The organism is Streptomyces fodineus (assembly GCF_001735805.1).
Classification (GTDB): domain Bacteria; phylum Actinomycetota; class Actinomycetes; order Streptomycetales; family Streptomycetaceae; genus Streptomyces; species Streptomyces fodineus.
In genome coordinates, this window is record NZ_CP017248.1 from 1,634,476 (window position 1) to 1,659,758 (window position 25,283).

A 25,283-nucleotide genomic window follows, 5' to 3' on the forward strand; every position below is an offset into this window, starting at 1 on the left:
CCTGTCGCGCGATCACTGTCCCAGATTCACCACAGGCTGACACACCCCGACCTTTCCTCGAAAAAGTCAGACTTTTAAGTTTGAACGCATCAGACCAGCCATCCCGCACTGAACGAGGACTTCTTGAAGATGACCACGCAGACTCCCGATGGCTTCGAGTGGACCGGCCTCGACCGGCGTGCCGTGGACACCGCCCGTCTGCTGGCGGCCGACGCGGTGCAGAAGGTGGGCAACGGGCACCCGGGTACGGCGATGAGCCTGGCACCTGCGGCGTACACGATCTTTCAGAAGGTGATGCGTCACGATCCCGCCGATCCCGAGTGGACGGGCCGGGATCGTTTCGTTCTCTCCCCCGGTCACACCTCGCTGACCCTGTACACCCAGCTGTTCCTCTCCGGATACGAGGTGGAGCTGGACGACCTGAAGGCGTTCCGCACGCACGGCTCCAAGACTCCGGGTCACCCCGAGTACGGGCACACCGCGGGCGTCGAGACCACCACCGGTCCGCTCGGGCAGGGTGTGGCCAACGCCGTCGGCATGGCGATGGCGGCCCGCTACGAGCGCGGTCTGTTCGACCCGGAGGCCCCCGAGGGCACCTCCCCGTTCGACCACACCATCTGGGCGATCGTCTCCGACGGCGACCTGGAGGAGGGCGTCTCCGCCGAGGCCTCCTCGCTGGCCGGCCACCAGAAGCTCGGCAACCTGGTGTTCCTCTACGACGACAACCACATCTCCATCGAGGGCGACACCGCGACCGCGTTCTCCGAGGACGTCCTCAAGCGGTACGAGGCCTACGGCTGGCACACCCAGCGCGTCGAGCCCACCGCCGACGGCGACATCGACGTCCCCGCCCTGTACACGGCGCTGCGGGCCGCGCAGGCGGAGCCCGGGCGGCCCTCGATCATCGCGATGCGCACGATCATCGCCTGGCCCGCCCCGAACGCGCGGAACACCGAGGCCTCCCACGGCTCCGCGCTGGGCGAGGCGGAGATCGCCGCCACCAAGCGCGTCCTCGGCTTCGACCCGGAGCAGACCTTCCAGGTCGAGGACGACGTCCTGAGGCACACCCGGCGCGCCCTGGACCGGGGTGCCGAGGCGCACGCGGCCTGGGACAAGCGGATCGCCGAGTGGCGCACCGCGCAGCCGGAGCGCGCCGAGCTGTTCGACCGGGTCGGCAAGGGCGAGCTGCCCGAGGGCTGGGAGGAGAGGATCCCGGTGTTCGAGGAGGGCAAGTCGGTCGCGACCCGTGCCGCCTCCGGCAAGGTGCTGCAGGCCCTCGGCCCGGTGCTCCCCGAGCTGTGGGGCGGCTCGGCCGACCTCGCCGGGTCGAACAACACGACCATCGACAAGACCAGCTCCTTCCTGCCGAAGGGCAACCCCCTCCCCGAAGCCGACCCCTACGGCCGTACCGTGCACTTCGGCATCCGCGAGTTCTCCATGGCCGCGGAGATGAACGGCATCGCCCTGCACGGCAACACCCGGATCTACGGCGGTACGTTCCTCGTCTTCTCCGACTACATGCGCAACGCCGTCCGCATGGCGGCGCTGATGCAGCTGCCGGTGACGTACGTGTGGACGCACGACTCCATCGGTCTCGGCGAGGACGGCCCCACCCACCAGCCGGTCGAGCACCTGGCCTCGCTGCGCGCGATCCCCGGTCTGAACGTCGTCCGCCCGGCCGACGCCAACGAGACCGCGGTGGCCTGGGCCGAGATCCTGAAGAGGCACGCCGTGAACCCCGCCCCGCACGGGCTCGCGCTCACCCGCCAGGGCGTGCCGGTGTACGCGCCGAACGAGGACGCGGCCAAGGGCGGCTATGTGCTGCGCGAGTCCTCGACCGAGGTCCCGGAGGTGATCATCATCGCGACGGGCTCAGAGGTGCACCTGGCCGTGGCCGCGCGCGAGCGACTGGAGGCCGAGGGGATCGGCACGCGCGTGGTCTCGATGCCGTCCGTGGAGTGGTTCGAGGAGCAGTCGCGCGAGTACCGCGAGCGGGTGCTGCCGCCGGCCGTGAAGGCCCGGGTCGCCGTGGAGGCGGGGATCGGTCTGACCTGGTACCGGTACGTGGGCGACGCGGGACGCATCGTCTCCCTCGAACACTTCGGTGCCTCCGCGGACGCGGGGACGCTGTTCGCCGAGTTCGGCTTCACCCCCGAGAACGTCGCCGCGGCGGCCCGCGAATCCCTCGCCGCGGCGCGCGCCTGACACCGACGCCCGACACCTTCCCGAAAGAAAGATGATCACTGTGACCGAAGCAATCGCGACCCCGGGAGCCCTCAAGCGCCTCGCCGACGAGGGCGTGTCGATCTGGCTCGACGACCTGTCGCGCAAGCGGATCACCTCGGGCAGCCTCGCCGAGCTCGTGGCGAGCGGAAGCGCCGTCGGTGTCACCACGAACCCGTCCATCTTCCAGGCCGCCATAGGTTCCGGCGAGGGCTACGAGGAGCAGCTCACCGACCTCGCCGTACGCGGTGTGACCGTGGACGAGGCCGTACGGATGATGACGACCGCCGACGTGCGCGACGCCGCCGACATCCTGCGTGACGTGTACGACGCCACGAACGGCCGGGACGGCCGCGTCTCCATCGAGGTCGACCCGCGCCTCGCCCACCGGACGACGGCGACCGTCGCCGAGGCCAAGCAGCTCGCCTGGCTCGTCGACCGTCCCAACGTGATGATCAAGATCCCGGCGACCAGGGCGGGCCTGCCGGCGATCACCGAGGTCATCGGGCTCGGCATCAGCGTCAACGTGACGCTGATCTTCTCCCTGGAGCGCTACCGCGAGGTCATGGCCGCCTACCTGGCAGGCCTGGAGAAGGCCCGCGAGCGCGGCATCGACCTGTCGGCCATCCACTCGGTGGCGTCCTTCTTCGTCTCCCGTGTGGACACCGAGATCGACAAGCGGCTGACCGCCCTCGGCACCGACGAGGCCCTCGCCCTCAAGGGCCGCGCGGCCCTCGCCAACGCCCGCCTCGCCTACGAGGCGTACGAGGAGGTCTTCGCCTCCGACCGCTGGCTGGCGCTCGCCGGGGACAAGGCGAACAAGCAGCGCCCGCTGTGGGCGTCCACGGGTGTGAAGGACCCGGCCTACAAGGACACCCTGTACGTGGACGAGCTGGTCGCGCCGGGCACCGTCAACACCATGCCGGAGGTCACCCTCGACGCCGTCGCCGACCACGGCGAGATCACCGGCGACACGGTGACCGGCGGCTACGCGCAGGCCCACGCCGACCTGGCCGCCGTGGAGCGGCTCGGCATCTCCTACGGCGAGGTCGTCCAGCAGCTGGAGGACGAGGGCGTCGGCAAGTTCGAGGCGGCCTGGCAGGAACTGCTGGACGCCGTGGCGACGTCCTTGAAGAGCAAGGGAGTTGACGCCCGATGACCGAGCACACACCCGCCGCCGAGGCGCCCGCACCCGAGGCGGTGCGGGTCCCGGTGGCCCCGGCCGCCGACTGGGAGAACCCGCTGCGGGACGCCCGCGACCGCCGGCTCCCCCGGATCGCCGGCCCGTCCGGGCTGGTCATCTTCGGTGTGACCGGTGACCTGTCCCGCAAGAAGCTGATGCCGGCGGTGTACGACCTCGCCAACCGCGGTCTGCTGCCGCCGGGCTTCTCCCTCGTCGGGTTCGCCCGCCGCGAGTGGGAGGACCAGGACTTCGCGCAGCTCGTGCACGACGCGGTGAAGGAGCACGCCCGCACCCCGTTCCGCGAGGAGGTGTGGCAGCAGCTGGCCGAGGGCATGCGGTTCATCCCCGGTGACTTCGACGACGACACCGCGTTCAAGCAGCTGAAGGACGCCGTCGAGGAGCTGGACGCGTCCCGCGGCACCGGCGGCAACTTCGCGTTCTACCTCTCCGTGCCGCCGAAGTTCTTCCCGAAGGTCGTGCAGCAGCTGAAGAAGCACGGCCTGGCGAGCCCGCCGAAGGGTTCCTGGCGGCGCGCGGTCATCGAGAAGCCCTTCGGCCACGACCTGGCCAGCGCCCGCGAGCTGAACGGAATCGTGCACGACGTGTTCGAGCCGGACCAGGTGTTCCGCATCGACCACTACCTCGGCAAGGAGACCGTCCAGAACATCCTGGCGCTGCGCTTCGCCAACCAGATGTACGAGCCGATCTGGAACCGGTCGTACGTCGACCATGTGCAGATCACGATGGCGGAGGACATCGGCATCGGCGGCCGGGCCGGCTACTACGACGGCATCGGCGCCGCCCGTGACGTCATCCAGAACCACCTGCTGCAGCTGATGGCGCTGACCGCCATGGAGGAGCCGATCGCGTTCGACGCGGAGGCGCTGCTCACCGAGAAGCTGAAGGTGCTGAAGTCGGTGCGGCTGCCGGACGACCTCGGCAGGCACACCGTGCGCGGCCAGTACGCGGAAGGCTGGCAGGGCGGCGAGAAGGTGGTCGGCTACCTCCGGGAGGAGGGCATCGACCCGAAGTCGAAGACCGACACCTTCGCCGCGGTCAAGCTGGGCATCGACAACCGCCGCTGGGCGGGCGTCCCCTTCTACCTGCGCACCGGCAAGCGGCTCGGCCGCCGGGTCACCGAGATCGCGGTGGTCTTCAAGCGGGCCCCGCACTCCCCCTTCGACTCCACCGCCACCGAGGAACTCGGCCAGAACGCGATCGTCATCCGCGTCCAGCCCGACGAGGGCATGACCGTGCGGTTCGGCTCGAAGGTGCCGGGCACCTCGATGGAGATCCGGGACGTCTCCATGGACTTCGCCTACGGCGAGTCGTTCACCGAGTCCAGCCCGGAGGCGTACGAGCGGCTCATCCTGGACGTGCTGCTGGGCGACGCGAATTTGTTCCCCCGTCACCAGGAAGTGGAAGAGTCCTGGAAGATCCTCGACCCGATCGAGGAGTACTGGGCGGCGCACGGCAGGCCGGCGCAGTACGCGTCGGGCAGCTGGGGACCGAGGGAAGCGGACGAGATGCTCGCACGAGACGGACGGAGCTGGCGCAGGCCATGAAGATCGACCTGACCGACACCACGGCAAGCAAGATCAACAAGGCGCTGGTGCAGGGCCGCCGCGCCATCGGCACCCCGGCCGTGGGCATGGTCCTGACGATGGTCATCGTCACGGACGAGGAGAACGCCTACGACTCGATCAAGGCCGCCGAGGACGCCTCGCACGAGCACCCCATGCGGACCCTGGTCGTCATCAAGCGGCACGTGCGCACCCTGCGCGACCGCACCCACTCCCGGCTGGACGCCGAGGTCCGGGTCGGCTCCGAGGCCGGCACCGGCGAGACCGTCGTCCTGCGCACCTACGGCGAGGTGTCCGAGCACGCCGACTCGGTCGTGCTGCCGCTGCTGCTGCCGGACGCGCCCGTCGTCGTGTGGTGGCCGGTGGACGCGCCCGACGCCCCGTCGGAGGATCCGCTCGGCGCGCTCGCCCAGCGCCGGATCACCGACCTGTACGCGTTCGAGCGGCCGATGGAGGTCCTGCAGACCCGCGCCCGCAACTACGCGCCCGGCGACACCGACCTCGCCTGGACCCGGCTCACGCTGTGGCGGTCCATGCTGGCCGCCGCCCTGGACCAGGCCCGCGTGCGGATCACGTCGGCCGCCGTCGAGGCCGAGGGGGACAATCCCAGCGCCGAGCTGCTGGCCCGCTGGCTGGAGGCCCGCCTGAAGGTGTCCGTGGAGCGCGTGGTCACCGCCGGACCGGTCGTCACCGCCGTACGGCTGGGCACCCAGAACGGCGAGATCCGCATCGACCGCCCCGAGGGCCCCCTCGCCACGCTGTCCCTGCCCGGCCAGCCCCCGCGCACCCTGGCCCTGAAGGTCCGCCCCACCTCCGAACTCATCGCCGAGGAACTGCGCCGCCTCGACGCCGACGAGATGTACGCCATCGCCCTCAAGGGCGAGGCCGCCAAGGAGAACGCCTGAGATGGCACAGCCCGAGTTCCCCAAGCTCAGCAACCGGCCCGAGTGGGCGGCCCTCGCCGACCACCGCGCCGAGGGGCAGCCGCACCTGCGCGAGCTGTTCGCGGCGGACCCCGGCCGCGCCGAGCGGTATGCGCTACGGGTCGGCGACCTGTACATCGACTACAGCAAGCACCTGATCACCGACGAGACCCTGGCCCTGCTCCAGGAACTCGCCGCCGCCACCGGCGTGTTCGCGCTGCGGGACGCCATGTTCCGCGGCGAGAAGATCAACGTCACCGAGCAGCGGGCGGTGCTGCACACCGCGCTGCGCGCCCCGCGGGACGCGGTGATCGAGGTCGACGGCGAGAACGTCGCCCCGAAGGTGCACGCCGTCCTGGACAAGATGGCCGACTTCGCCGGCAAGGTCCGCTCGGGTGAGTGGACCGGCCACACCGGCAAGCGGATCCGGAACGTCGTCAACATCGGCATCGGCGGCTCCGACCTCGGCCCCGCGATGGCCTACGAGGTGCTGCGCCCGTACACCGCACGGGAGTTGACGTTCCGGTTCGTGTCGAACGTGGACGGCGCCGACCTGCACGAGGCCACCCGTGACCTGGACCCGGCGGAGACCTTGTTCATCGTCGCGTCCAAGACGTTCACGACGATCGAGACGATCACCAATGCCACCTCGGCGCGCACATGGCTGCTCGACGGACTGGGGGGCGAGGAGAAGGCTGTCGCCCGGCACTTCGTGGCGCTGTCCACGAACGCCGAGAAGGTGACCGGGTTCGGCATCGACCCGGACAACATGTTCGAGTTCTGGGACTGGGTCGGCGGCCGGTACTCGTACGACTCCGCGATCGGCCTGTCCCTGATGATCGCCATCGGCCCGGACCGGTTCCGGGAGATGCTCGACGGCTTCCGGCTGATGGACGACCACTTCCGCACCGCGCCCGCCGAGGCCAACGCCCCACTGCTGCTGGGCCTGTTGGGCATCTGGTACGGCAACTTCCACGACGCCCAGTCGCACGCGGTGCTGCCGTACAGCCACTACCTGTCGAAGTTCACCGCCTACCTCCAGCAGCTGGACATGGAGTCCAACGGCAAGTCGGTGCAGCGCGACGGCGAGCCGGTGGACTGGCAGACCGGGCCGGTCGTGTGGGGCACGCCGGGCACCAACGGGCAGCACGCCTATTACCAGTTGATCCACCAGGGCACCAAGCTCGTCCCGGCGGACTTCATCGGCTTCGCGCGGCCCGTCGACGAGCTGAGCGGTGAACTCAAGGCTCAGCACGACCTGTTGATGGCCAACTTCTTCGCCCAGACCCAGGCGCTGGCCTTCGGCAAGACTGCCGAGGAGGTCCGCGCGGAGGGCGTCCCGGAGGAGCAGGTCGCGCACCGCACCTTCCGCGGCGACCACCCCACCACCACGATCCTCGCCGGCGAGCTGACGCCGTCCGTGCTCGGCCAGCTGATCGCCCTCTACGAGCACAAGGTGTTCGTGCAGGGCGCGGTGTGGAACATCGACTCCTTCGACCAGTGGGGCGTGGAACTCGGCAAGGTCCTCGCCAAGCGCGTCGAACCCGCCCTCACCGAGGGTGCCGACGTGCCCGGTCTCGACCCGTCCACCACGGCCCTCGTCGCCGCCTACCGCACCCTCAAGAACGCTCAGGAAGTGAACTGATCATGCAGCTCGGTCTCATCGGTCTCGGCAAGATGGGCGGCAACATGCGCGAGCGGATCCGCCGCGCCGGCCACACCGTCATCGGCTACGACCGCAACCCCGAGGTCTCCGACGTCAAGTCCCTCGCCGAACTGGTCGAGAAGCTGGACGCGCCGCGCCATGTGTGGGTGATGGTCCCGGCCGGCACCGCCACGCAGACCGTCATCGACGAGCTCGGCGACCTGCTGGAGCCCGGCGACACGGTGATCGACGGCGGCAACTCCCGCTGGACGGACGACGAGAAGCACGCCGCCGCGCTCGGCATCAAGGGCATCGGCTTCGTCGACGCCGGTGTCTCCGGCGGTGTGTGGGGCCTGGAGAACGGCTACGCGCTCATGGTCGGCGGCGACAAGGGGCATGTGGAGCCGCTGAAGCCGATCTTCGAGGCGCTCAAGCCGGAGGGCCCGTACGGCTATGTCCACGCGGGCCGGGTCGGTGCCGGGCACTTCTCCAAGATGGTCCACAACGGCATCGAGTACGCCATGATGCAGGCCTACGCCGAGGGCTGGGAGCTGCTGGAGAAGGTCCACTCGGTGGAGAACGTCCGCGAGGTGTTCCGCTCCTGGCAGGAGGGCACCGTCATCCGCTCCTGGCTGCTGGACCTCGCGGTCAACGCCCTGGACGAGGACGAGCACCTGCAGAAGCTGCGCGGCTACGCGGAGGACTCCGGAGAGGGCCGCTGGACCGTCGAGGCGGCCATCGACAACGCCGTACCGCTGCCCGCGATCACGGCCTCTCTCTTCGCCCGGTTCGCCTCCCGGCAGGACGACTCGCCGCAGATGAAGATGATCGCGGCGCTGCGCAACCAGTTCGGCGGCCACGCGGTCGAGAAGAAGGACTGACCGCCGTGGGGGACCTCCTGCTGGTCCGCCACGGTGAGACGGAGTGGAGCCGGTCGGGACAGCACACCAGCTGGACCGACCTGCCCCTGACCGAGGACGGCGAGCAACAGGCCAAGTCCCTCGCCCCGCTCCTCACCGGCCGGGCCTACGCCCTCGCGCTCGCCAGCCCGCTGGGCCGCGCGCTGCGCACCGCCGAACTGGCGGGCCTCGTCGGGGTCGTGCCCGACCCCGACCTGCACGAGTGGGACTACGGCGGCTACGAGGGCGTGACCACGGTCGACATCCACCGCACGCGCCCCGGCTGGGACCTGTGGACCGACGGTGTGCCGCCGGGCCCCGAGGGGCATCCCGGCGAGTCACCGGAGCAGATCGGGGCCCGCGCCGACCGGGTGCTGGCCCGGCTGTCCCCGGCGCTGGCGGAGGGGGACGTGGTCCTCGTCGCCCACGCCCACTTCCTGCGCGTGCTCACCGCCCGCCGGCTGGCCCTGCCGCCCGCCGAGGGCCGGCTGTTCCAGCTGGCCACGGGCACGGTCAGCCGCCTGTCCACCGAGCACGGGCGACCCGTGATCGCCGAGTGGAACAGACGGCCGTAACGGCCCTGCACCGCAGCCCGGTTCACCCTGGTGGACCGGGCCGCAGTGGTGGAGCAGCCGGACCCGCTCACAGGGACGCGGATGCGGCAGACGCCCGTAACCGCCCATCCCCCCGCCCGGTTCACCCCCGGTGAGCCGGAACGCAGTGGTACAGCAGCCGGACCCGCTCACCGGGACGCGGATGCGGCAGACGCCCGTAACCGCCCATCCCCCCCGCCCGGTTCACCCCCGGTGAGCCGGAACGCAGTGGTACAGCAGCCGGACCTGGTCGCCGGGGTCGTAGGCGACCGGCGGGACCAGCGCGCAGTGGGCGGCGGTCCAGCGCAGCAGCGCGCCGACGGGGCTGCCGGCCGTGAAGGCGTGGGGGCGCATGTCGGCGCGCGAGACGACGACGTAGTGCAGCCGGCCGGTGTCCACCAGCTTGCGGAAGGCGGTAGGCGCCGGGTACGGGACGCGGCCGGTGAAGCCGCCCATCGGGAGCACGGGGGCGTTGGCGGCGATGACGTACGGCGCGGCGCTCTGCCAGCCGGGTACAGCGGCCAGGTAGCGGGCGCCGTCGCGGTGGGCGGTCAGGTAGGCGAGCAGCCGCTGGTGGTGGGGGCCGAGGGTGGTCGACGCGGTGCCGGCGCGGGTGCTGGTGGGGCCGACCCGGCCGAAGGCGCCGGGCTGGTTGTAGCGCGGGGACAGCGCGGACGCCGTCCACACGCCCGGTATCAGCAGGGCCGCGGCGAGGCCGGTGGCGAGCGCGGCCGGCCTTCGCAGGCTCGCGAGCAGCAGGGCGAGCAGGCCGAGGGCGACCGCGCAGGGCGCCGACCAGGGCTGGAAGTGCGGGTACCACAGCGTGAGGACCACGCACCAGACGACGTCGACGGCCAGGACGGCGGCGAGCACCCGGGAGCGGCGGGCCTGGACGACGCCGGCCGCGGCGAGCACGGCGACGGCCACCGCGACGACCCCCATGTAGTAGGTGTGGCCGGTGACGCTGCCGAAGCTGAAGACGGCGAAGAAGGTCGTGAGCCACACACCCCACAGCACATACCCGGCGAACATCCGGTCCGTGCGCGGCACCCGGCGCCGCCGCAGCGCCAGCAGCCCGCCCGCGAGACCGAGCGCCGCCAGCGGGTACAGCCAGCCGGTCTGGGTGGCCAGGCCCGGGCTGAACATCTTTCCCACGCCGTCGCCCATGCCCGGCCCGAGGTGTCCGGCCCCGTGGGCCGTGCGGCTCGCCACTATGCTGCCGGTGCCGGCCGCGTCGATGCCGACGTCGTGGAAACGGGTCAGGAAGTTGTAGCCGACGACCAGCGCGAACGGCGAGTCGTCGGTGGTGCCGTCGAGGTACGGCCGGGCGCCCGTCGGGGTAAGGGCGACGGCCAGCATCCACGACAGCGACACCGTCACGGTCACCGCGCCGGCCAGCGCCACATGGCCGATACGGCGGCGCAGTGCGACGGGCGCCGCGACGAGGTAGGTCAGGGCCAGCGCGGGCAGCACCGCCCAGGCCTCCAGCATCTTGCACTGGAAGGCCAGGCCCACCCAGAGGCCCGCGAGCAGCAGGGTGCGCGGGCGGGCCCGTTCGGTGGCCCGCCAGGTGGCCTCGGCGGCCAGCAGCAGAAGCAGCACGAACGGGGCGTCCTCGGTTATCGAGCGGCCGAGGCCCACCGTCACCGGGGTCAGCGTCAGGAACGCGGCGGCCAGCAGCCCGGCGGGTACCCCGGCCCAGCGGCGCACCAGCAGATGCAGCAGCAGGACGCAGCCCACCATCTCCAGGGCCTGGGGCAGCACCAGCGCCCACGGATGGAAGCCGAACAACAGCGCGGCGAGGGCCTGCGGCCACAGGAAGCCGGGCAGTTTGTCCAGCGTGATGGAGCCGGCCGGGTCGAAGGAGCCGTAGAAGAAGTCGGCCGGGCTGTCGGTCATGCTGCGCACGGCGCTCGCGTAGAAGGCGTGGTAGGTGCTGTGGCCCAGACCCCACAGGCACAGAACAGCGGCGAGCACGGCGATCGCGGCGAGCACCGGCCGCTCGTAGCGCTCGGTGCGGGCCACGGGGGGCGCGGCGGGTGCGGTCGGTGGCAGGTCCGCGCGCAGCAGCGACCGGCCGGCGGGCATTGGCATGGGACGTCCAGGCACCCGGTCCGGGGACTCTCGGTCCGGGACACCGGGTAACGTCCCGGACCGTGCGAGTATCGGCCGCCCGAGCAGGGGGTGGCGCGTGGCCGGGCCAGGTCTCACCGAGGTCTCACCGCGGGCTCACCGGCTCCTTCACCTCCTCATTCACCCTCTTTCACCCTCTTTCACCACCGGTCGGCGTACTGGGCCGCGAGCGCACCGGCGCGTGTTCGGCGCCGTACCGGCAGCCGAGGTGGCGGGCGGGGTGGACCAGGTCGCCGGCCGCCTCGGGACCGCTGGAAGACCCGGGCGGCTTCCGGACCCTGCTTCTACAATCACCGGCACGCACACGAGCGCGCCGTCCAGGCGCCCCCGCCCGAAGGACAGCGATGACCAGCGTCGACGAACCGGTGCGCCCCGCGGGACGGGTGCGCGACGCCGCCCGTACCAAGGCGGAGATCCTCGACGTGGCCACGCGGGAGTTCGCCCGGGCCGGCTACGACGGCACCCGGGTCGACGAGATCGCGGCCCGCACCCGCACCACCAAGCGGATGATCTACTACTACTTCGGCGGCAAGGAGCAGTTGTTCACGGCCGTGCTGGAGCGGGCGTACGGCGTGATCCGCGAGGCCGAGCAGCAGCTCGACGTGGAGCACCTGGACCCGGTCGCCGCGATCCGGCGCCTGGCGGAGCTGACCTTCGACCACCACGAGCAGAACCCCGACTTCATCCGCCTGGTCAGCATCGAGAACATCCACGGCGCCGAGCACCTCGCGGCCTCCCGGAAACTCGGACGGATCGGCTCGCCGGCCCTCGATGTGATCCGCCGGATCCTCGCCACGGGACGGGAGTCGGGGCAGTTCACGGCCGACGTGGACGCGGTCGACCTGCACGCGGTGATCAGCTCGTTCTGCTTCTTCCGGGTGGCCAACCGGCGTACCTTCGGCGCCCTGTTCGGCCGGGACCTGGTGGACCCCGCGCAGCGGGAGCACTACCGCACCATGCTGGGCGACATGGTGATCGCCTACCTGACGGCGGCACGGGCCGACGGCTGACGCCGGTTGTCGGGCCTGCCGTACGGGCCGCTGTCTACGGTCTCGGGTGGCGCGGCTCGTACAGCGCGAGTTCGCCGCCGCCCGGCAGGCGGAGGGCGGTCACCCGGCCCCAGCGGGCCTCCTCGACCGGGCGTGTGAACTCCACGCCGTTTTCGGTGAGTTGACGCTGCGTCACATCGAGGTCGTCGCACATCAGCATCAGTTCGTGCGTGGGCTCGCCGTCGGTCGGGTGGCAGGCCACCTCGGTGGGCGGCGCCTGGAAGACGAGCCATCCGTGGCCCGCGTCGACGTGCGCCCACCCGAGGGTGTCGCGCAGGAAGGCCCGGTCGGCCTCCGGGTCCCGGCTGTAGAGCACCACGTGCGCACCGTTGATCACGCGGGGAGGCTAGTGCGGCGGGCGGGCCCGGACAAGCACCGGTCGCCGCATCGGCGGTCGGCTGGGCTGTTCGGCCCTTGTCAGGGACCTCCGGCCCCTGTCGCGCGGGACCGTGCGGGGACACACTGGGGAGAGGGGGACGATCATGAGTGGTGGTGGACACCATGGCCGTACCGGGCGAGAACGGGCCGGCGCCGAGCACCCCACACGCGGATCCCCGAGGTGATCCGTTCCTGCCCATCCAGTTCGCCATACCGACGCCTCCCGTGACGTTCCTGCGTCGCGAGCGGCTGGTCGGACACCTCGACCAGGCCCGTCCGACCCCGTTGACCGTGGTCCATGGAGCCGCGGGGGCGGGCAAGACGCTGCTGGTCGCCGACTGGGCCTCGGCGCGGGACGGCCCCGTCGCCTGGCTCACCGCGCGGGTGGCGGACAAGGGGTGCGGCACCTTCTGGGCGTACCTCCTGCAGGCCCTGCGTCATGCCAGCGTGCCCCTGGCCACCGGTGTCGGCTTTCCCACCGAACCCGGCCAGGTGCACGACGCGCTGCTCATCCGGCTCGCCGCCGAACTGAACGCCCGGAACGTGCCGGTGATCGTGGTCATCGACGAGTTCGACCGGGCGGCCGACTCCGAGATCGCCGACCAGCTGGAGTTCGTCCTCCAGCAGGCGGGGCACGGCATGCGCCTGGTCCTCGTCACGCGCACCGAACCGCTGCTCCCGCTGCACCGGTACCGGGCGGCCGGCGCCGTCACGGAGATCCGGAACGCCGAGCTGGCCTTCACCCTCGACGAGGCAGCGGAACTTCTGGCGCTGCACGGGCTGCGCCTGCCGGCCGGCGACGTGGGCGCGCTGGTGGAGCGCACCCGGGGCTGGGCAGCTGGGCTGCGGCTGTGCGCCCTGGCCGCGCAGGCAGAGCCCGATCCGGGCGCGTATCTGAAGGAGTTCGAGGCCGACCGCACCACGATCGCCGACTTCCTGCTGGCCGAGGTGCTCAAGCGGCAGAAGCCCGAGACGCAGGATCTGCTGCTGCGGATCAGCGTCCTCGAGCGCTTCTGTCCAGATCTCGCCAACGCCCTCACCGGACGGACCGACGCCGAACTCATCCTGGGCGAGTTGCACCGTGAGAACGCGTTCGTCGAGTACTTCGGGCACGCCTGGTTCCGTCTCCACCCGCTGTTCGGGGAGATCCTCCGCGCCCACCTCCGGGTGCGCTGTCCACGGCTGGAGGCCGAGCTCCATCGCCGCGCGGCACACTGGCTGCGGCGCTCGGGGTCCCTCGGCGAGACGCTCGGCCACGCGGCCGCCGCGGGCGACTGGGAGACCGCCGCCGGCGCCCTCGTCGGCGATCTCGCCATCGGGGAGATCTTCACCGGCCTGCGCGTCGACGATCTGTCCGGGCTGTTCTCATCCATGGGGTCCGAGCCCACGAGTCCCGCCACGGACCTCGTGCGTGCGGCCCGTGAACTGTCCCGTTGCGACGTCGAGCACGGCCTGTGCCGCCTGCGCCGGGCGGCACAGGCCCTGGCACCGCGGAACGGATCCGCCGATGACGATCCGGCCGACCTGGCCGCGACCCGGCTGAGCTGCGCCTTCCTGGAGGCTCTGGCAGCGCGCCTGACGGGTGCGCCGGGACGGGCGGAGTTGGCGGCACAGGCCGCCGAGAAGCTTCGGCACGAGGTGCCCGGCAGGCTTCTGGAGGCGCACCCCGAGCTGATCGCGCTGTTGCTCACCCATGTCGGCTCGGCACGCCTGTGGGCCGGGCGTATCCGGGACGCACGGGCGGTGCTGACCACGGTGGTCGACTCCGGCGGGGCGGAGGCGACGGCACAGGCGCGTCAGGAGTGTCTAGGCCATCTGGCGCTGATCGACTATCTGAAGGGCTGGCCGGACAGAGCCGAGCGCAAGGCGCTGGCCACCGTCACCACGGCGGACCGCGGCAGCCCGCCCCCGGCGCCCGGGCCGGCGCTGGCCTCGCTGGTCCTGGCCGCGGTGGCCGTCGACCGCGACGAGCTGGACCGCGCCGAGTCGCTCCTCGAATCCGCGGCGGACGCGCGGAGCCTGCCGCTGGACCCGGTGGTACGAGCGGGCGAGTCCATCGTCACCGGACGCCTGTGTCTGGCCCGCGGTGACACGCAGGCCGCGCTCGAAGCGGCGGACCGGGCCGTCGTCACCGATATGGCGTCTCCCTGGGCCGAAGCGCACACGGCGTCCGTGGCCGCCGCCGCACACCTCGCCGAGGGGCGCCCGGAGATGGCCGTCAAGCTGCTGGCGGAAGAGCCCGACGACGAGCCGGTGTGCCTGGTGGAGGCCGCGCGGGCGGAGCTGGCCGCGGGCAGACCCGGGGCCGCGGCCGAACTGCTCGACCGAGTGCGGCCACAGGGCCACGTCGGCCCCGCCATCGTCGTACGGGCCGCACTGGTCGCGGCCCAGGTGGCAGGCGCGGGCGGAGACGTCGCCGCCCAGCGCAGGCTCGTCGCCCAGGCGCTCCGGGAGGCCCGGCGCGAGCGGCTGCGGCGTCCCTTCGTGGACGCGGGACCGTGGCTGCGGCCGTTGCTGCGCACCGTGCCGTTGCGCGGGCTGGCCGAGGGCTGGCTGCTCCCCGGCCCGCCCGGCGGGCCGGCGTGGGCCGGGGAGCGGGCGCCGCTGCCGGTGGTGGAGGAGCTGAGCGGCCGCGAACGCGACGTCCTGCGCCGGCTGGCGCAGATGATGTCGACGCAGGAGATCGCCGCCGATCTGTATGTGTCGGTGAACACGGTCAAGACCCATCTCAAGAGTGCCTACCGGAAACTGGCCGTGAACCGGCGCCACGACGCGGTACGCCGCGCGCGCGAGCTCGGGCTCCTGTGACGGACCGCGGTGCTCTCACCTCCCGCGGGTGAAGCGGAGCGGTGGACCGGGGGCGCACGATCGCACGGACGGGGACCGGCACGCCCCTTGAGGAAAACGTGGGGACCTTGGGGAAACATGGGGAAGTGCAGCTCATGCGCTACGAGATTCGCGTCGACGGACTGATGACCGAGACGCTGGTCAAGGCGTTCCCCGAGCTGGATCACGTGCTGATGGCCGGTCAGACCATCCTCTTCGGAGCGGTCATCGACGAGGCACAGCTGTACGGGCTGCTGGCCCGCTGCCAGTCCTTGGGGTTGCGCGTGCTCGAGATTCGCCAGATGCCCACGTCGTGATCCGGCCCTGCGCGGCCGCCCGAAGCCTCACTCCGGCCTCTGCCTCTCCCGCTCCCGGTGCCGAAGACCGACACGGACCGCCACCGCGAGCACCCGCGCCGCCACAGCCACCACCAGCAGACTGCAGACCATCTGGCACATCACCATCACCCTGCCCGTCCCGGTGACCGGGGCGATGTCGCCGAAGCCGACGGTGGTGAACGTGGAGAGCGTGAAGTACAACGCGTCCGTTCTGCTCAGAGGCTCGCTGAAGGAGCCGGGCACAGCGCGTTCGAGCAGGTAGTAGCCGCTCGCGAAGAGGACCAGCTGCAAGGTGACCGTGGCGGCCAGGGCCTCGAACGCCTTCAGCCACGGCGAGGGCGAGCGCAGGATGAGCCAGACCTCCCACCCGAAGAACAGGCCGACCGCCAGCAGGCCACCGACGAGTATCAGAGCGGTGACGCCGCCGCGCCGGTCCAGCGGCAACAGGTAGTACGCGGTGACCAGACCGACCGCGATGCCGATCGTCCGGGCGATGGACACGGCCGTCGCCCCGGGTCCCGGCCGGCCGGGATGCGCACCCCGCTTCGGCGAGGTCCGCCGCTTCCCGGCAGCCACTGGATCGGTCATCGTCTGCCTCTTCGTCCGCTCCGCCGCAGGCCGACCGCCGGCCCTCGCCACCCACCTCATCGCCACGGCACCCCGCACGGATCACCCGCCAGGGGTGACGCCCACGGCCACCACCCGGCGGGACGCTGGCCCGGTCAGGTCCCCGCATACGGCCCCGCCGGTCGTACGCGACCTGGATGTGAAGGTCTGAACACGCCGCTCGGCCATTCGCCCCCCGGACGCAGGAACCCGCGCGGTCTTCGTCCCCGACGCCGCCGACGGCACACCCACCCGAGGAGGAGCCATGGCTTCCGGCGCCACCTCCGGACCGTCCGGTTCGGACTCGCCCGCACAGTCCGGTCATGTCCTGACCGACGAGGAACACGCCGAGTACCTGCGGCTCCACCGCGCCTCGCGGCTGCGCCACCGGCGTCTGCGCCACGCGGGCGCGTCGGTCCTGCTGGTGCTGACGCTGCTGCTCGCTCCGCTGGCCGTCGTCGCGGTCTGGGTTCACGACACGGTCGCCGACACCGACCGCTATGTGCAGACCGTGGCACCGCTCGCCTCGGAACCGGCCGTGCAGAACGCCCTTGTGAACCACCTGACCGACCGGGTCGTGGCTCAGGTGGACGTCCAGGCGGTGACGGCCTCGCTCACCAAACTTCTCGCGGACAACGGGGCGCCGCCCCGGGTGGTCGACGCGTCCAAGGCGCTGACCGGCCCGCTGCGCTCCGCCGTGCAGACGGTCGTGCACCGCGTCATCGACCGCGTGGTGACCAGCGACATCTTCAAGGAGGCATGGGTGGCGGGCAACCGGCGGGCGCAGTCCGCGGTGGTGGGCATGCTCACCGGAGAAGGGCAGGGAGCGCTCAAGGCCAGCGGCGACGCCGTCCAGCTCGACATCGGAGTGGTGATCGACCAGGTGAAGAACCGCCTGGTGGACGCCGGCTTCAAGCGAGCCTCCGCCATCCCGCGGATCGACCGCTCGGTCACCCTCTTCCGCACCGACAAGCTCCACAAGGCCCAGAACGCGATGCGGCTGCTCGACATCCTCGGCAACTGGCTGCCCGTCTTGACCCTCGTCGCGGCCGCCGCGGCCGTGTGGGCCGCTCCGGGACACCGGCTGATGCTGATGGTCATCTCCCTGGGCTTCGGCGCCATGATGATCGTGCTTCTCGTGACCCTGGTCGTCGCACGGCGTGTCTACCTCGACTCCGTTCCCCCGGCCGTGTTGCCGCCCGATGCCGCGACGGTGATCTTCGACACCTTCGTCCGGTTCCTGCGCGACAGTATCCGTACGCTGCTCGTCGTCTCCCTGATCACCGCGGTGGCGGCCTACCTGTACGGGCCGAGCCGGGCGGCCCGGGCCGTACGGTCCACGACGCAGAAGGGCGCCACGGTGGCGGGGCGGGGACTGAGCCGGGCCGGACTGCGCACCGGCCACCTCGGCGAGTGGCTGGCCGCGCACCGGCCGTGGACCACCGGTGTCACCATCGGCGCCGGTGCCCTGACCCTCGTGCTGTGGAACCACCCCACGGTGGGTGTGGTGGCGCTCGTTCTGCTTCTCGTCGTGGCCGTGCTCGCCGTCACGGCGGTCCTGGCCGCGGCGACAGGGCCGGCCGCGGGCCGGGCGGATCCGTCGTTGTCGTGACGGCGGTTCACCCGCCCCGGGTGAGGTGGCCGGCCTCCCGCCCCGCACAGGCTGGACACCGTAAACAACCACCGCCGGGTGCAGACCCGGGACGGAGGAAGAGACATGAGCGCGCACAACTACCTCGCGTACGACTATCCGGCGCTGAGCGTCTTCTGGTCCATGCTGGTGTTCTTCCTGTGGATCATGTGGTTCGTCCTGCTGTTCCGGGTCGTCGTCGACGTCTTCCGTGACGACGACCTGGGTGGCTGGGGCAAGGCGGGCTGGCTGGTGTTCGTCATCTGCCTGCCTTTCCTGGGGGTCTTCGTCTACCTGATCGCCCGTGGCAAGAACATGGGCCGCAGGGAGGCCGAACAGGCCCGTGCGCAGCAGCAGGCCGTCGACAGCTACATCCGTCAGGCCGCCCAGGCAGGCGCACCCCCCACCAAGGCCGACGAACTCGCGAAGCTCTCCGCGATGCGCTCCCACGGTGACATCACCGACGACGAGTTCCGGCGGGCGAAGGAACTGGTCCTCTCAGGAAGCGGGCCCGCCGAACGCCCGCACGGCGTCTCTTCCTCCTCCGCGCGCTGAGCACGGCGCACAGCACAGAATCGAGGTCGCACGATGACCGCCGCACACACCGCACCCGCCCCCACCGCCAAGGAAGAATGGGCGACCGGCCTGACAGCTTTCGGCGCGGTCATGCTCCTGCTCGTCGGGGTGCTGGACATCTTCCGCGGGATCATGGCGATCGCGCACGACGACGTGTTCCTCGTGACGCGTGGCTATGTCTTCCGGTTCGACCTCACGGGCTGGGGCTGGATCCATCTGGTCCTGGGGGTCGTCGCGCTGCTCGTGAGCTTCGGTCTCTTCCGGGACGCCCTGTGGGCGCGCGTCTGCGGAGTGGCCATCGCCTCGCTCGTCATCATCGCCAACTTCCTCTCCCTGCCGTACTACCCGGTCTGGTCGATCGTTCTGATCGCGTTCTCCGGACTCATCATCTGGGCCCTGTGCGTGGCCCGGCGGGACGGCGCCTCCGGCCTGTTCGACTGACGGCCGCCCACGAGGGCGCGGGAGCGGTGAGGGCGGTGATCGTCACGCTGGTCTCGTTGCCGGGGCGGTCCTCACGGCGCACCTGCGCCAGGACAGGCCGCACGACGCCGTGACCGAGACTGCGAGATGAGGACTAGAAGGGACTAGAGGGGACTGGGAGTCTCCGCGCCGGGGCCGTGCTCAGGGGGCCGGGGCCACCGCCGCGTCGAGCAGCGGTCCCAGTTCCCGTACGGCCGTGGTCAGGGGCTGTAGGTCCTGTTCGGCGCGGGCCATCAGGATCGCGCCCTCCAGGGTGCTGATCATCAGCGTGGCCAGGGATTCGGCGCGGGCCGCGGGGACGCCCATGCCGGTCAGGGCCTCGGCGAGCGGGGTCCGCCAGGTGGTGAACGCGGCGGCCGCGGCCTCGCGGGTCGAGCCGCCGGCGGCGGCGCAGTCGACGACCGCGGCGGCGACGGGGCAACCGGTCGTGCAGCCGTCGGCCGCGTACTCGTCGGTCCACTGCGCGACCATCGCCGCGAACAGACCGCTCGGCGTCGGATCCTCCAGCCCGGCGAGAAAGCGTGCGATCCGCTTGCCCGCGTACCGTCCGGCCCAGCCGACCGCCTCGTTGACCAACTGCTCCTTCCCGCCCGGGAAGTAGTGCTGGAGCGAGCCGCGCGGCGCGCCGGCGTGCGCGGCGACCTCCCGCATGCCGGTCGCGGCGACACCGTCGCGCCGGATGAGCTGGGCCGCGCTGAAGACCATCCGCTCCCGCGGCCCCCGTCGCGTCTCGCTCATTGCCGGCCTCCGTTTCTCACGGTCCCCACTCTATGACCGGCGTCATAACGGCGGCTACTATGACGGCGGTCATAGTCGGCGGCCCGGAGCGGAGGACGGTTCCCGTGAACGTCGGTTTCATCGGTCTCGGAGTGATGGGCCGGCCCATGGCACAGCGCCTGGTGTCCGCCGGCACGCCCCTGCTGGTCTGGAACCGGACCCCGGAACGCGCCGCACCCCTGCGCGCGGCCGGGGCCACGGTCGCCACGGACGCCGGCGAGGTGTTCGCGCGGGCGGACGTCGTCCTGCTGATGCTCGCCGACGAGGCCGCGGTCGACGCCGTCCTCGGCCGCGGCACCCCCACGCTCGCGGCCCGGGTCGCGGGACGCACCGTCGTCCACATGGGCACCACCTCCCCCGAGTACTCGCACGCCCTGGAGACCGACATCCGGGCCGCCGGCGGCCGGTACGTCGAGGCGCCCGTCTCCGGATCGCGGGTCCCGGCGCAGCGGGGCCGGCTCGTGGCGATGCTCGCCGGGCAGAAGGACGCCGTGGACGCCGTACGACCGCTGCTCGCGCCGCTGTGCCGGGAGACGTTCGTGTGCGGCCCGGCGCCCAGCGCCCTGCTGATGAAGCTGTCCGTGAACCTCTTCCTGATCACCCTGGTGACCGGGCTGACCGAGGCGTTCCACTTCGCCGAGCGCCAGGGCCTGGACCGGCGGCTGTTCCTGGACGTCCTCGACGCGGGGCCCATGGCCAGCGGCGTCTTTCGGATGAAGGCACCGAAGCTGTTCGACCGGGACTTCGCGGTGCAGGCGGCAGCGCTCGACGTCCTGAAGAACAACCGCCTCATCGCCGAGGCGGCCCGCAAGGCGCGGCTGGCCTCACCGCTGCTCGATGTGTGTCACGGCCTGTTCGAGGAGACGGTGGCGCATGGGTACGGCGGCGAGGACATGGTCGCCGTACTGCGCGCGATCGAGACGCGGACCGCCGGGGCGTCGTAACCGGGAACCGCGGGCGGGTCAGCGCTTCGGGATGCCGTACGCCCGGTCGATGTGCAGCCGCACCACCAGGCGGCGGTCGCGGACCATCGCCACCCGGTAGTCGTCCCAGTCCGGATGTTCGCCCTGGACGTCCCGGTACAGACGGATCAGTTCCTCAACCGTGTCGTCGTGCGGGTCCTGGGCGACCGGGGAGAGTTCGGCCGTGCCCTCGGCGACGGTGTACGCCCAGCGGTCGGTGCTGGTGACGTGGTAGGAGGCGCGGGGATCCCGGCGCAGGTTGCGGGCCTTGGCGCGGTCGTCGGTGACGGAGATCCGGATGACGCGCTCGTCGGGATAGTAGGCGTGGTTGACGTTGGACAGCTGGGGGCGGCCGTCGCGTTTGAGGGTGACCAGTACGCCCGCGTCGCCTGCGGCGAGCAGGTCCAGCAGCGCGTCCTGGACGGGGACCGGGGTGGATTCTTCGCTCATGACACGGTCAACTCACCGGAGCGGTCCGGGCATTCCCGCACCACGGCAGCGAGTAGACAGTGTCTACGCCCACCTGGTAGACAGCGTCTATGACTGAGTCCGACATCGGGTTGCGGGACCGGCTGGTCGACGTGGGCGTGGAGCTGCTGGCCGCCGGGGGGCCGCAGGCGCTGACGCTGCGGGAGATCGCCCGGCGGGCCGGGGTCTCGCACGGGGCGCCGCGCCGCTACTTCCCCACCCATCTGGAGCTGCTGTCGGCCATCGCCCGCCGGGGCTTCGCCGACCTGGCCGAAGGGGTGCGGGCCACGCTCGCACACAGGCCGGCGACGCCCCGCGCGCAGGTGGCGGCGCTGGCGCGGACGTATCTGGAGTTCGCGCTGGACAACCCGGGCATGTATGAACTGATGTTCCGTCATGACCTGCTGGAGAGCGGGCATCTGGGGCTGCGGGACACGAGTCTGCCCATGTTCGGTGTGCTCACCGGGCTGGTCGGCGAGGTCCGGCCCGGGGCCGACGCGCGGCGGGTGGCGGGGGCGTTGTGGGCGAATCTGCACGGGGTGGCCCAGCTGTGGCGCTGGCGCAGTCTCCAACTCGCCCTGGCCGAGGACGACTTCGGGCCGCTGCTCGACGCGGTACTGCTGGCGCACCTGGGCCCGGAGGGCGGCCGGTGAACCGGCGGTGGGCGCTGGCGAGCAGCGTGGCGGGCGCGGTGGTCGTCGCGCTGGACGGTACGGTCCTCACGGTCGCGCAGCCGCGTCTGCAACGGGAGTTGGGCGCGTCGTTCGCCGAGGTGCAGTGGACGAGTACGGCGTATCTCGTCGCCGTGGCGAGCCTGCTGGTGTTCGCGGGGCGGCTCGGTGACCGGTACGGGCAACGGCAGGTGTTCGCACTCGGCCTGCTGGGGTTCGGCGCGGCGTCGGCGGCGATCGGTGTCGCGCCCGGCGTCGGCTGGGTGATCGGGCTGCGGGCGGTGCAGGGGGTGTTCGGGGCGCTGTTGCAGCCGGCCACCCTGGGCATGCTGCGGGCCGCGTTCCCGCCGGACCGGCTGGCCGGGCCCCTCGCCGTGCGGACCGCGGCGATCGGGCTGGCGGCGGCAGCGGGGCCGCTGGTGGGCGGGGCGCTGGTGACCTCGCTGGGCTGGCGGGCGGTGTTCTTCGTCAACGTGCTGCCCGCGTTGTTCTTCGGCCTGCCGGCCCTCGTGCGGCCCGGGACGCCACCCCCTGCGAGCCGCCGGACACCTCTGGACATGCCGGGTGCCGTGCTGCTCGCGGTGACCCTGTCCTGCCTGGTGTACGCGTTGACCGCGCGGCCGGTCTCCGCGGCGGGGCTCGCCGTCGCCGCGGTCGCCGCCGCCGTCCTCGTACGGCACGAGCGGCGTGCGGCGAGCCCGCTGCTGCCGCCCGCGGTCATCGGCTCGCGGGCGGTCGGGGCGGCGCTCGGCGTACTGGTCGCCGTGTCGGCGGCCCTGTTCGGCACTCTGTTCGTGGCCACCTACGTCCTGCAACGCCGCCTCGGCCTCGACCCGTTGCTCAGCGCCCTGCGCAGTCTGCCGCTGGCGGTGCTGATGGTGGCCTCCGCGGCGCTGTGCCCGGTGCTGCTGCGCCGGTTCGGGGCGCGCGGTACGACGACGGCGGCGACGGCGCTGCTGGCGCTCGGCGTCCTCGTGCTGTCCGGGGCCACCTCCGCGACGGCGTTCGGCTGTGCCTTCGCCCTGCTGGGCGCGGGGTTCGGGACGGTGATGGTGGCGGCCACCCAGGTGGTCGTACGACGGGCGGAGGTGGCGGTGGCCGGAGTGGCGGGCGGGCTGCAGCAGACGGCGCTGAACGTCGGCCCGGCCGTCGGGGTCGCCACGGCGAGCACGCTGATGGGCGCCGGGACCGGGCCGGCCCTGCTCACCCTGGCGGCCGTGGCGGCACTCGCCGTGCCCTTGACGCGTGCGCTGCCCGGAACCGGCGAGGAGCGTGCGCTCCAGGGAGCCGACGGCGTCGCGTCGATCACACAGGCCCCTGATGAGCGGGTCCAGGACAGTGCCCCTGCGCGACGATGAGGCGTACCAGGCGACCGGAGGAGAGCGATGGCACAGCTGCGGCAGGAAGTCGACCCGGGTGAGGCGGGGCTGGACGGCAAGGCGCTGGAGCGTCTGGACCGGCATCTGGCCCGCTATGTCGACGAGGGACGGCTGCCCGGTTTTCTGGTGGCCCTGTCCCGCGGCGGCCGGGTCGCCCATCTCACCACGCACGGCCGGCGCGATGTCGCGGCCGGGCTGCCGGTCGAGGCGGACACCCTGTGGCGGATCTACTCGATGACCAAGCCGGTCACCGCGGTCGCGGTGCTGCTGCTGGTGGAGGAGGGCAGGCTGTCGCTGGACGACCCGCTGGAGCGTCATCTGCCGTGCTTCGCCAACCTCCGTGTGTACGACGGCGGTTCGGGCACGCGGATGCGTACCCGTCCGGCCGCGGGCCCGGTCCTGATCCGGCATCTGCTCACCCACACGGCGGGCCTGACCTTCGGTTTCTACCACCGGCATTCCGTCGACGCCCTCTACCGCGAGTCCGGGCTGGAGTACTCGGTGCCGCCGGGCGCCGACCTGGCGGAGACGGTCGAGGTGTACGCGCGGATGCCGCTGCAGTTCGACCCGGGCACGCAGTGGAACTACTCGGTCGCCTCGAACGTGCTGGGCCGGGTGATCGAGGTGGTGTCGGGGCAGCCGCTGGACGCGTTCTTCACCGAGCGGATCCTGCGCCCGCTCGGCATGACCTACACCGGTTTCCACATCGAGCCCGAACAGGCGGGCAGGCTGGCCGAGTTGTACCGGGAGGCGGACGACGGCGGGATCGAGACGGTGCCGGGGCTGCCGGTGCACGGCCGGCCGCGGTTCCTGTCCGGCAGTGGCGGCCTGGTCTCCTGCGCGTACGACTTCCACCGGTTCATGGAGATGCTGCGCCGGGGCGGCGAACTGGACGGCGTCCGGCTGCTGTCCGCGGACACGGTCGCGCTGATGACCCGCAACCAGCTGCCCGGCGGGGCGGTGCTGCGCTCCTTCGGCGCCCCGGTCCACCAGGAGCCCGGCAACGACGGGCTCGGCTTCGGCTTCAACGTGTCCGTGGTGACCGACCCGTCCCGCACCCTGGCCCCCTCCAGCCCCGGCACGTACGGCTGGACCGGTGCGGCCACGACCGCGTTCTGGGTGGATCCGGCACACGAGTTGACGGTCCAGTTCATGACGCAGGTGCGCCCCAAGACGCTGAAGATCTTCCCGGAGCTGCGGCGGCTGGTGCACGAGGCACTGCCGGACTGACCGGCTCGGGCCCCCGCCGCCCGCCGCCCAGCAGGGCGGCGGGCATCACGGCCGTCCTCAGGAGCCGTGCGCGACGGCGTCCAGATGGGGCAGGATGTGGTCCAGCCGCTCCCGCTTGGTACGCAGATACGTGATGTTGCTCTCGCACGGCTCGATCAGCAGCGGCACCCGCTCGGCGACCTGGATGCCGTGCCGGACCAGTGCCTCCCGCTTGCGCGGGTTGTTCGACATCAGCCGTACCGAGCGGACCCCGAGGTCACGCAGGATCTCGGCCGCGATGCCGTAGTCGCGGGCGTCGACGGGCAGGCCGAGCGCGAGGTTCGCCTCCACCGTGTCCAGGCCCTCCGCCTGCAGGGCCATCGCGCGCAGCTTGGCGAGCAGTCCGATGCCGCGGCCCTCGTGGCCCCTCAAGTACACGACGATCCCGCTGCCTTCGGCGGCGACGGCGCGCAGCGCGGACGCCAGCTGGTCGCCGCACTCGCAGTGCCGGGAGCCGAACGCGTCCCCGGTCAGGCACTCCGAGTGCAGCCGGGTGAGCACGTTCTCGGTGCCGATCTCGCCGTACACCAGGGCCACTTGCTCGTCACCGCGGTCGTGGTCCAGGTAGCCGATCGCCTGGAATTTCCCGTACACGGTGGGCAGTGGTGCATTCACGACGCGTTCCGCACCCGAACGCCGCGGGGACTTCTTGCCGAGCACGCCGAGGTTGACGCCGGTGTTTTCTGTCATGA

Annotated in this window: 24 protein-coding genes; 18 read left to right on the plus strand and 6 right to left on the minus strand. The window is 71.8% G+C overall.

The genetic code is table 11. From position 1 onward, the window contains the following. The first annotated feature begins 129 nt into the window (after positions 1-129). From tkt to BFF78_RS06915, 7 genes are read left to right on the plus strand one after another with little or no spacing between them, the layout of a single operon-like run. Positions 130-2,205 (plus strand): transketolase, encoded by a 2,076-nt coding sequence (gene tkt, locus BFF78_RS06885; RefSeq protein ID WP_069777465.1) that lies wholly within the window; start codon positions 130-132, stop codon positions 2,203-2,205. Positions 2,206-2,236: 31 nt separating this feature from the next. Further along, complete coding sequence (gene tal, locus BFF78_RS06890; RefSeq protein WP_069777466.1) at positions 2,237-3,382, plus strand: transaldolase; 1,146 nt, start codon at positions 2,237-2,239, stop codon at positions 3,380-3,382. Continuing rightward, on the plus strand, positions 3,379-4,971 hold the full coding sequence (zwf, locus tag BFF78_RS06895) for a glucose-6-phosphate dehydrogenase (protein ID WP_069777467.1): 1,593 nt from the start codon (positions 3,379-3,381) through the stop codon (positions 4,969-4,971). The genes tal and zwf overlap by 4 nt, the downstream gene beginning before the upstream one ends. Further along, a complete protein-coding gene (gene opcA / locus BFF78_RS06900) occupies positions 4,968-5,894 on the plus strand; it encodes a glucose-6-phosphate dehydrogenase assembly protein OpcA (protein ID WP_069777468.1) in 927 nt (308 codons plus the stop codon). Before zwf ends, opcA begins: the two co-directional genes overlap by 4 nt. A 1-nt stretch (position 5,895) precedes the next feature. Further along, a complete protein-coding gene (gene pgi / locus BFF78_RS06905; protein WP_069777469.1) occupies positions 5,896-7,557 on the plus strand; it encodes a glucose-6-phosphate isomerase in 1,662 nt (553 codons plus the stop codon). Positions 7,558-7,559: 2 nt separating this feature from the next. Then, positions 7,560-8,438, plus strand: a complete 879-nt coding sequence (gene gnd / locus BFF78_RS06910) for a phosphogluconate dehydrogenase (NAD(+)-dependent, decarboxylating) (protein ID WP_069777470.1) — start codon at positions 7,560-7,562, stop codon at positions 8,436-8,438. Between the two features lie 5 nt (positions 8,439-8,443). Then, positions 8,444-9,031: a histidine phosphatase family protein gene (locus BFF78_RS06915; RefSeq protein ID WP_069777471.1), complete on the plus strand. Its 588-nt coding sequence runs from the start codon at positions 8,444-8,446 to the stop codon at positions 9,029-9,031. Between the two features lie 222 nt (positions 9,032-9,253). On the opposite strand, the gene BFF78_RS06920 is transcribed toward BFF78_RS06915, so the two are convergent. Continuing rightward, positions 9,254-11,143 (minus strand): ArnT family glycosyltransferase, encoded by a 1,890-nt coding sequence (locus BFF78_RS06920; protein WP_079161170.1) that lies wholly within the window; start codon positions 11,141-11,143, stop codon positions 9,254-9,256. 383 nt (positions 11,144-11,526) lie between these two features. Here BFF78_RS06920 and BFF78_RS06925 point away from each other — a divergent pair, with 383 nt between their 5' ends. After that, a complete protein-coding gene (locus BFF78_RS06925) occupies positions 11,527-12,192 on the plus strand; it encodes a TetR/AcrR family transcriptional regulator (protein ID WP_069777473.1) in 666 nt (221 codons plus the stop codon). Between the two features lie 34 nt (positions 12,193-12,226). Here BFF78_RS06925 and BFF78_RS06930 read toward each other — a convergent pair whose 3' ends face one another. Then, the gene (locus BFF78_RS06930; RefSeq protein ID WP_069777474.1) at positions 12,227-12,568 is read right to left on the minus strand and encodes a VOC family protein; all 342 of its coding nucleotides are present in this window, start codon (positions 12,566-12,568) and stop codon (positions 12,227-12,229) included. A gap of 164 nt (positions 12,569-12,732) precedes the next feature. Here BFF78_RS06930 and BFF78_RS06935 point away from each other — a divergent pair, with 164 nt between their 5' ends. Together BFF78_RS06935 and BFF78_RS06940 are read left to right on the plus strand one after the other, a co-directional pair. Then, positions 12,733-15,417 carry a winged helix-turn-helix domain-containing protein gene (locus BFF78_RS06935; RefSeq protein ID WP_193433639.1) on the plus strand — a complete coding sequence of 895 codons (2,685 nt, stop codon included), beginning with the start codon at positions 12,733-12,735 and terminating at the stop codon, positions 15,415-15,417. Between the two features lie 134 nt (positions 15,418-15,551). Further along, positions 15,552-15,752: a hypothetical protein gene (locus BFF78_RS06940; RefSeq protein WP_069783426.1), complete on the plus strand. Its 201-nt coding sequence runs from the start codon at positions 15,552-15,554 to the stop codon at positions 15,750-15,752. A gap of 27 nt (positions 15,753-15,779) precedes the next feature. Here BFF78_RS06940 and BFF78_RS06945 read toward each other — a convergent pair whose 3' ends face one another. Then, positions 15,780-16,361 carry a potassium channel family protein gene (locus tag BFF78_RS06945; protein ID WP_079161171.1) on the minus strand — a complete coding sequence of 194 codons (582 nt, stop codon included), beginning with the start codon at positions 16,359-16,361 and terminating at the stop codon, positions 15,780-15,782. Between BFF78_RS06945 and BFF78_RS46745 the strand changes: the two genes are divergently transcribed. From BFF78_RS46745 to BFF78_RS06965, 4 genes are all read left to right on the plus strand, one after another. Beyond that, positions 16,267-16,551 (plus strand): hypothetical protein, encoded by a 285-nt coding sequence (locus BFF78_RS46745; protein ID WP_165289337.1) that lies wholly within the window; start codon positions 16,267-16,269, stop codon positions 16,549-16,551. The genes BFF78_RS06945 and BFF78_RS46745 overlap by 95 nt on opposite strands. 93 nt (positions 16,552-16,644) lie before the next feature. Beyond that, positions 16,645-17,991 (plus strand): hypothetical protein, encoded by a 1,347-nt coding sequence (locus tag BFF78_RS06955; protein ID WP_069777477.1) that lies wholly within the window; start codon positions 16,645-16,647, stop codon positions 17,989-17,991. A gap of 105 nt (positions 17,992-18,096) precedes the next feature. Beyond that, positions 18,097-18,564, plus strand: coding sequence for an SHOCT domain-containing protein (locus tag BFF78_RS06960; RefSeq protein ID WP_069777478.1), 468 nt, complete (start codon positions 18,097-18,099; stop codon positions 18,562-18,564). A 33-nt stretch (positions 18,565-18,597) separates the two neighbouring features. After that, positions 18,598-19,026 (plus strand): DUF7144 family membrane protein, encoded by a 429-nt coding sequence (locus tag BFF78_RS06965; RefSeq protein ID WP_069777479.1) that lies wholly within the window; start codon positions 18,598-18,600, stop codon positions 19,024-19,026. Between the two features lie 180 nt (positions 19,027-19,206). Here BFF78_RS06965 and BFF78_RS06970 read toward each other — a convergent pair whose 3' ends face one another. Continuing rightward, positions 19,207-19,803 carry a TetR/AcrR family transcriptional regulator gene (locus BFF78_RS06970; protein WP_069777480.1) on the minus strand — a complete coding sequence of 199 codons (597 nt, stop codon included), beginning with the start codon at positions 19,801-19,803 and terminating at the stop codon, positions 19,207-19,209. Between the two features lie 104 nt (positions 19,804-19,907). Between BFF78_RS06970 and BFF78_RS06975 the strand changes: the two genes are divergently transcribed. Then, on the plus strand, positions 19,908-20,786 hold the full coding sequence (locus BFF78_RS06975; RefSeq protein ID WP_069777481.1) for an NAD(P)-dependent oxidoreductase: 879 nt from the start codon (positions 19,908-19,910) through the stop codon (positions 20,784-20,786). A gap of 18 nt (positions 20,787-20,804) precedes the next feature. Here the strand turns inward: BFF78_RS06975 and BFF78_RS06980 are convergent, their stop codons facing one another. After that, positions 20,805-21,254: a PPOX class F420-dependent oxidoreductase gene (locus tag BFF78_RS06980; RefSeq protein WP_069777482.1), complete on the minus strand. Its 450-nt coding sequence runs from the start codon at positions 21,252-21,254 to the stop codon at positions 20,805-20,807. A gap of 89 nt (positions 21,255-21,343) precedes the next feature. On the opposite strand from BFF78_RS06980, the gene BFF78_RS06985 reads away from it, so the two are divergent. The 3 genes from BFF78_RS06985 to BFF78_RS06995 are packed head-to-tail and all read left to right on the plus strand — an operon-like array spanning position 21,344 to position 24,552. Next, positions 21,344-21,925, plus strand: a complete 582-nt coding sequence (locus tag BFF78_RS06985; protein ID WP_069777483.1) for a TetR/AcrR family transcriptional regulator — start codon at positions 21,344-21,346, stop codon at positions 21,923-21,925. Continuing rightward, a complete protein-coding gene (locus BFF78_RS06990; RefSeq protein ID WP_069777484.1) occupies positions 21,922-23,301 on the plus strand; it encodes an MFS transporter in 1,380 nt (459 codons plus the stop codon). The genes BFF78_RS06985 and BFF78_RS06990 overlap by 4 nt, the downstream gene beginning before the upstream one ends. Positions 23,302-23,328: 27 nt before the next feature. Then, positions 23,329-24,552, plus strand: a complete 1,224-nt coding sequence (locus BFF78_RS06995) for a serine hydrolase domain-containing protein (protein WP_069777485.1) — start codon at positions 23,329-23,331, stop codon at positions 24,550-24,552. A gap of 57 nt (positions 24,553-24,609) precedes the next feature. Here BFF78_RS06995 and ribA read toward each other — a convergent pair whose 3' ends face one another. Next, on the minus strand, positions 24,610-25,281 hold the full coding sequence (gene ribA, locus BFF78_RS07000; RefSeq protein WP_069777486.1) for a GTP cyclohydrolase II: 672 nt from the start codon (positions 25,279-25,281) through the stop codon (positions 24,610-24,612). Between the last annotated feature and the right edge of the window lie 2 nt (positions 25,282-25,283).

Coding starts and splice junctions, on each gene's coding strand:
- tal (WP_069777466.1), top strand. CDS start 2,237: ATGATCACTGTGACCGAAGCAATCGCGACCCCGGGAGCCCTCAAGCGC.
- BFF78_RS06935 (WP_193433639.1), top strand. CDS start 12,733: ATGGCCGTACCGGGCGAGAACGGGCCGGCGCCGAGCACCCCACACGCG.
- opcA (WP_069777468.1), top strand. CDS start 4,968: ATGAAGATCGACCTGACCGACACCACGGCAAGCAAGATCAACAAGGCG.
- BFF78_RS06985 (WP_069777483.1), top strand. CDS start 21,344: ATGACTGAGTCCGACATCGGGTTGCGGGACCGGCTGGTCGACGTGGGC.
- gnd (WP_069777470.1), top strand. CDS start 7,560: ATGCAGCTCGGTCTCATCGGTCTCGGCAAGATGGGCGGCAACATGCGC.
- ribA (WP_069777486.1), bottom strand. CDS start 25,281: ATGACAGAAAACACCGGCGTCAACCTCGGCGTGCTCGGCAAGAAGTCC.
- pgi (WP_069777469.1), top strand. CDS start 5,896: ATGGCACAGCCCGAGTTCCCCAAGCTCAGCAACCGGCCCGAGTGGGCG.
- BFF78_RS06920 (WP_079161170.1), bottom strand. CDS start 11,143: ATGCCAATGCCCGCCGGCCGGTCGCTGCTGCGCGCGGACCTGCCACCG.
- BFF78_RS46745 (WP_165289337.1), top strand. CDS start 16,267: ATGGACACGGCCGTCGCCCCGGGTCCCGGCCGGCCGGGATGCGCACCC.
- BFF78_RS06960 (WP_069777478.1), top strand. CDS start 18,097: ATGAGCGCGCACAACTACCTCGCGTACGACTATCCGGCGCTGAGCGTC.
- BFF78_RS06980 (WP_069777482.1), bottom strand. CDS start 21,254: ATGAGCGAAGAATCCACCCCGGTCCCCGTCCAGGACGCGCTGCTGGAC.
- BFF78_RS06955 (WP_069777477.1), top strand. CDS start 16,645: ATGGCTTCCGGCGCCACCTCCGGACCGTCCGGTTCGGACTCGCCCGCA.
- BFF78_RS06995 (WP_069777485.1), top strand. CDS start 23,329: ATGGCACAGCTGCGGCAGGAAGTCGACCCGGGTGAGGCGGGGCTGGAC.
- BFF78_RS06945 (WP_079161171.1), bottom strand. CDS start 16,361: ATGACCGATCCAGTGGCTGCCGGGAAGCGGCGGACCTCGCCGAAGCGG.
- zwf (WP_069777467.1), top strand. CDS start 3,379: ATGACCGAGCACACACCCGCCGCCGAGGCGCCCGCACCCGAGGCGGTG.
- BFF78_RS06970 (WP_069777480.1), bottom strand. CDS start 19,803: ATGAGCGAGACGCGACGGGGGCCGCGGGAGCGGATGGTCTTCAGCGCG.
- tkt (WP_069777465.1), top strand. CDS start 130: ATGACCACGCAGACTCCCGATGGCTTCGAGTGGACCGGCCTCGACCGG.
- BFF78_RS06940 (WP_069783426.1), top strand. CDS start 15,552: ATGCGCTACGAGATTCGCGTCGACGGACTGATGACCGAGACGCTGGTC.
- BFF78_RS06925 (WP_069777473.1), top strand. CDS start 11,527: ATGACCAGCGTCGACGAACCGGTGCGCCCCGCGGGACGGGTGCGCGAC.
- BFF78_RS06965 (WP_069777479.1), top strand. CDS start 18,598: ATGACCGCCGCACACACCGCACCCGCCCCCACCGCCAAGGAAGAATGG.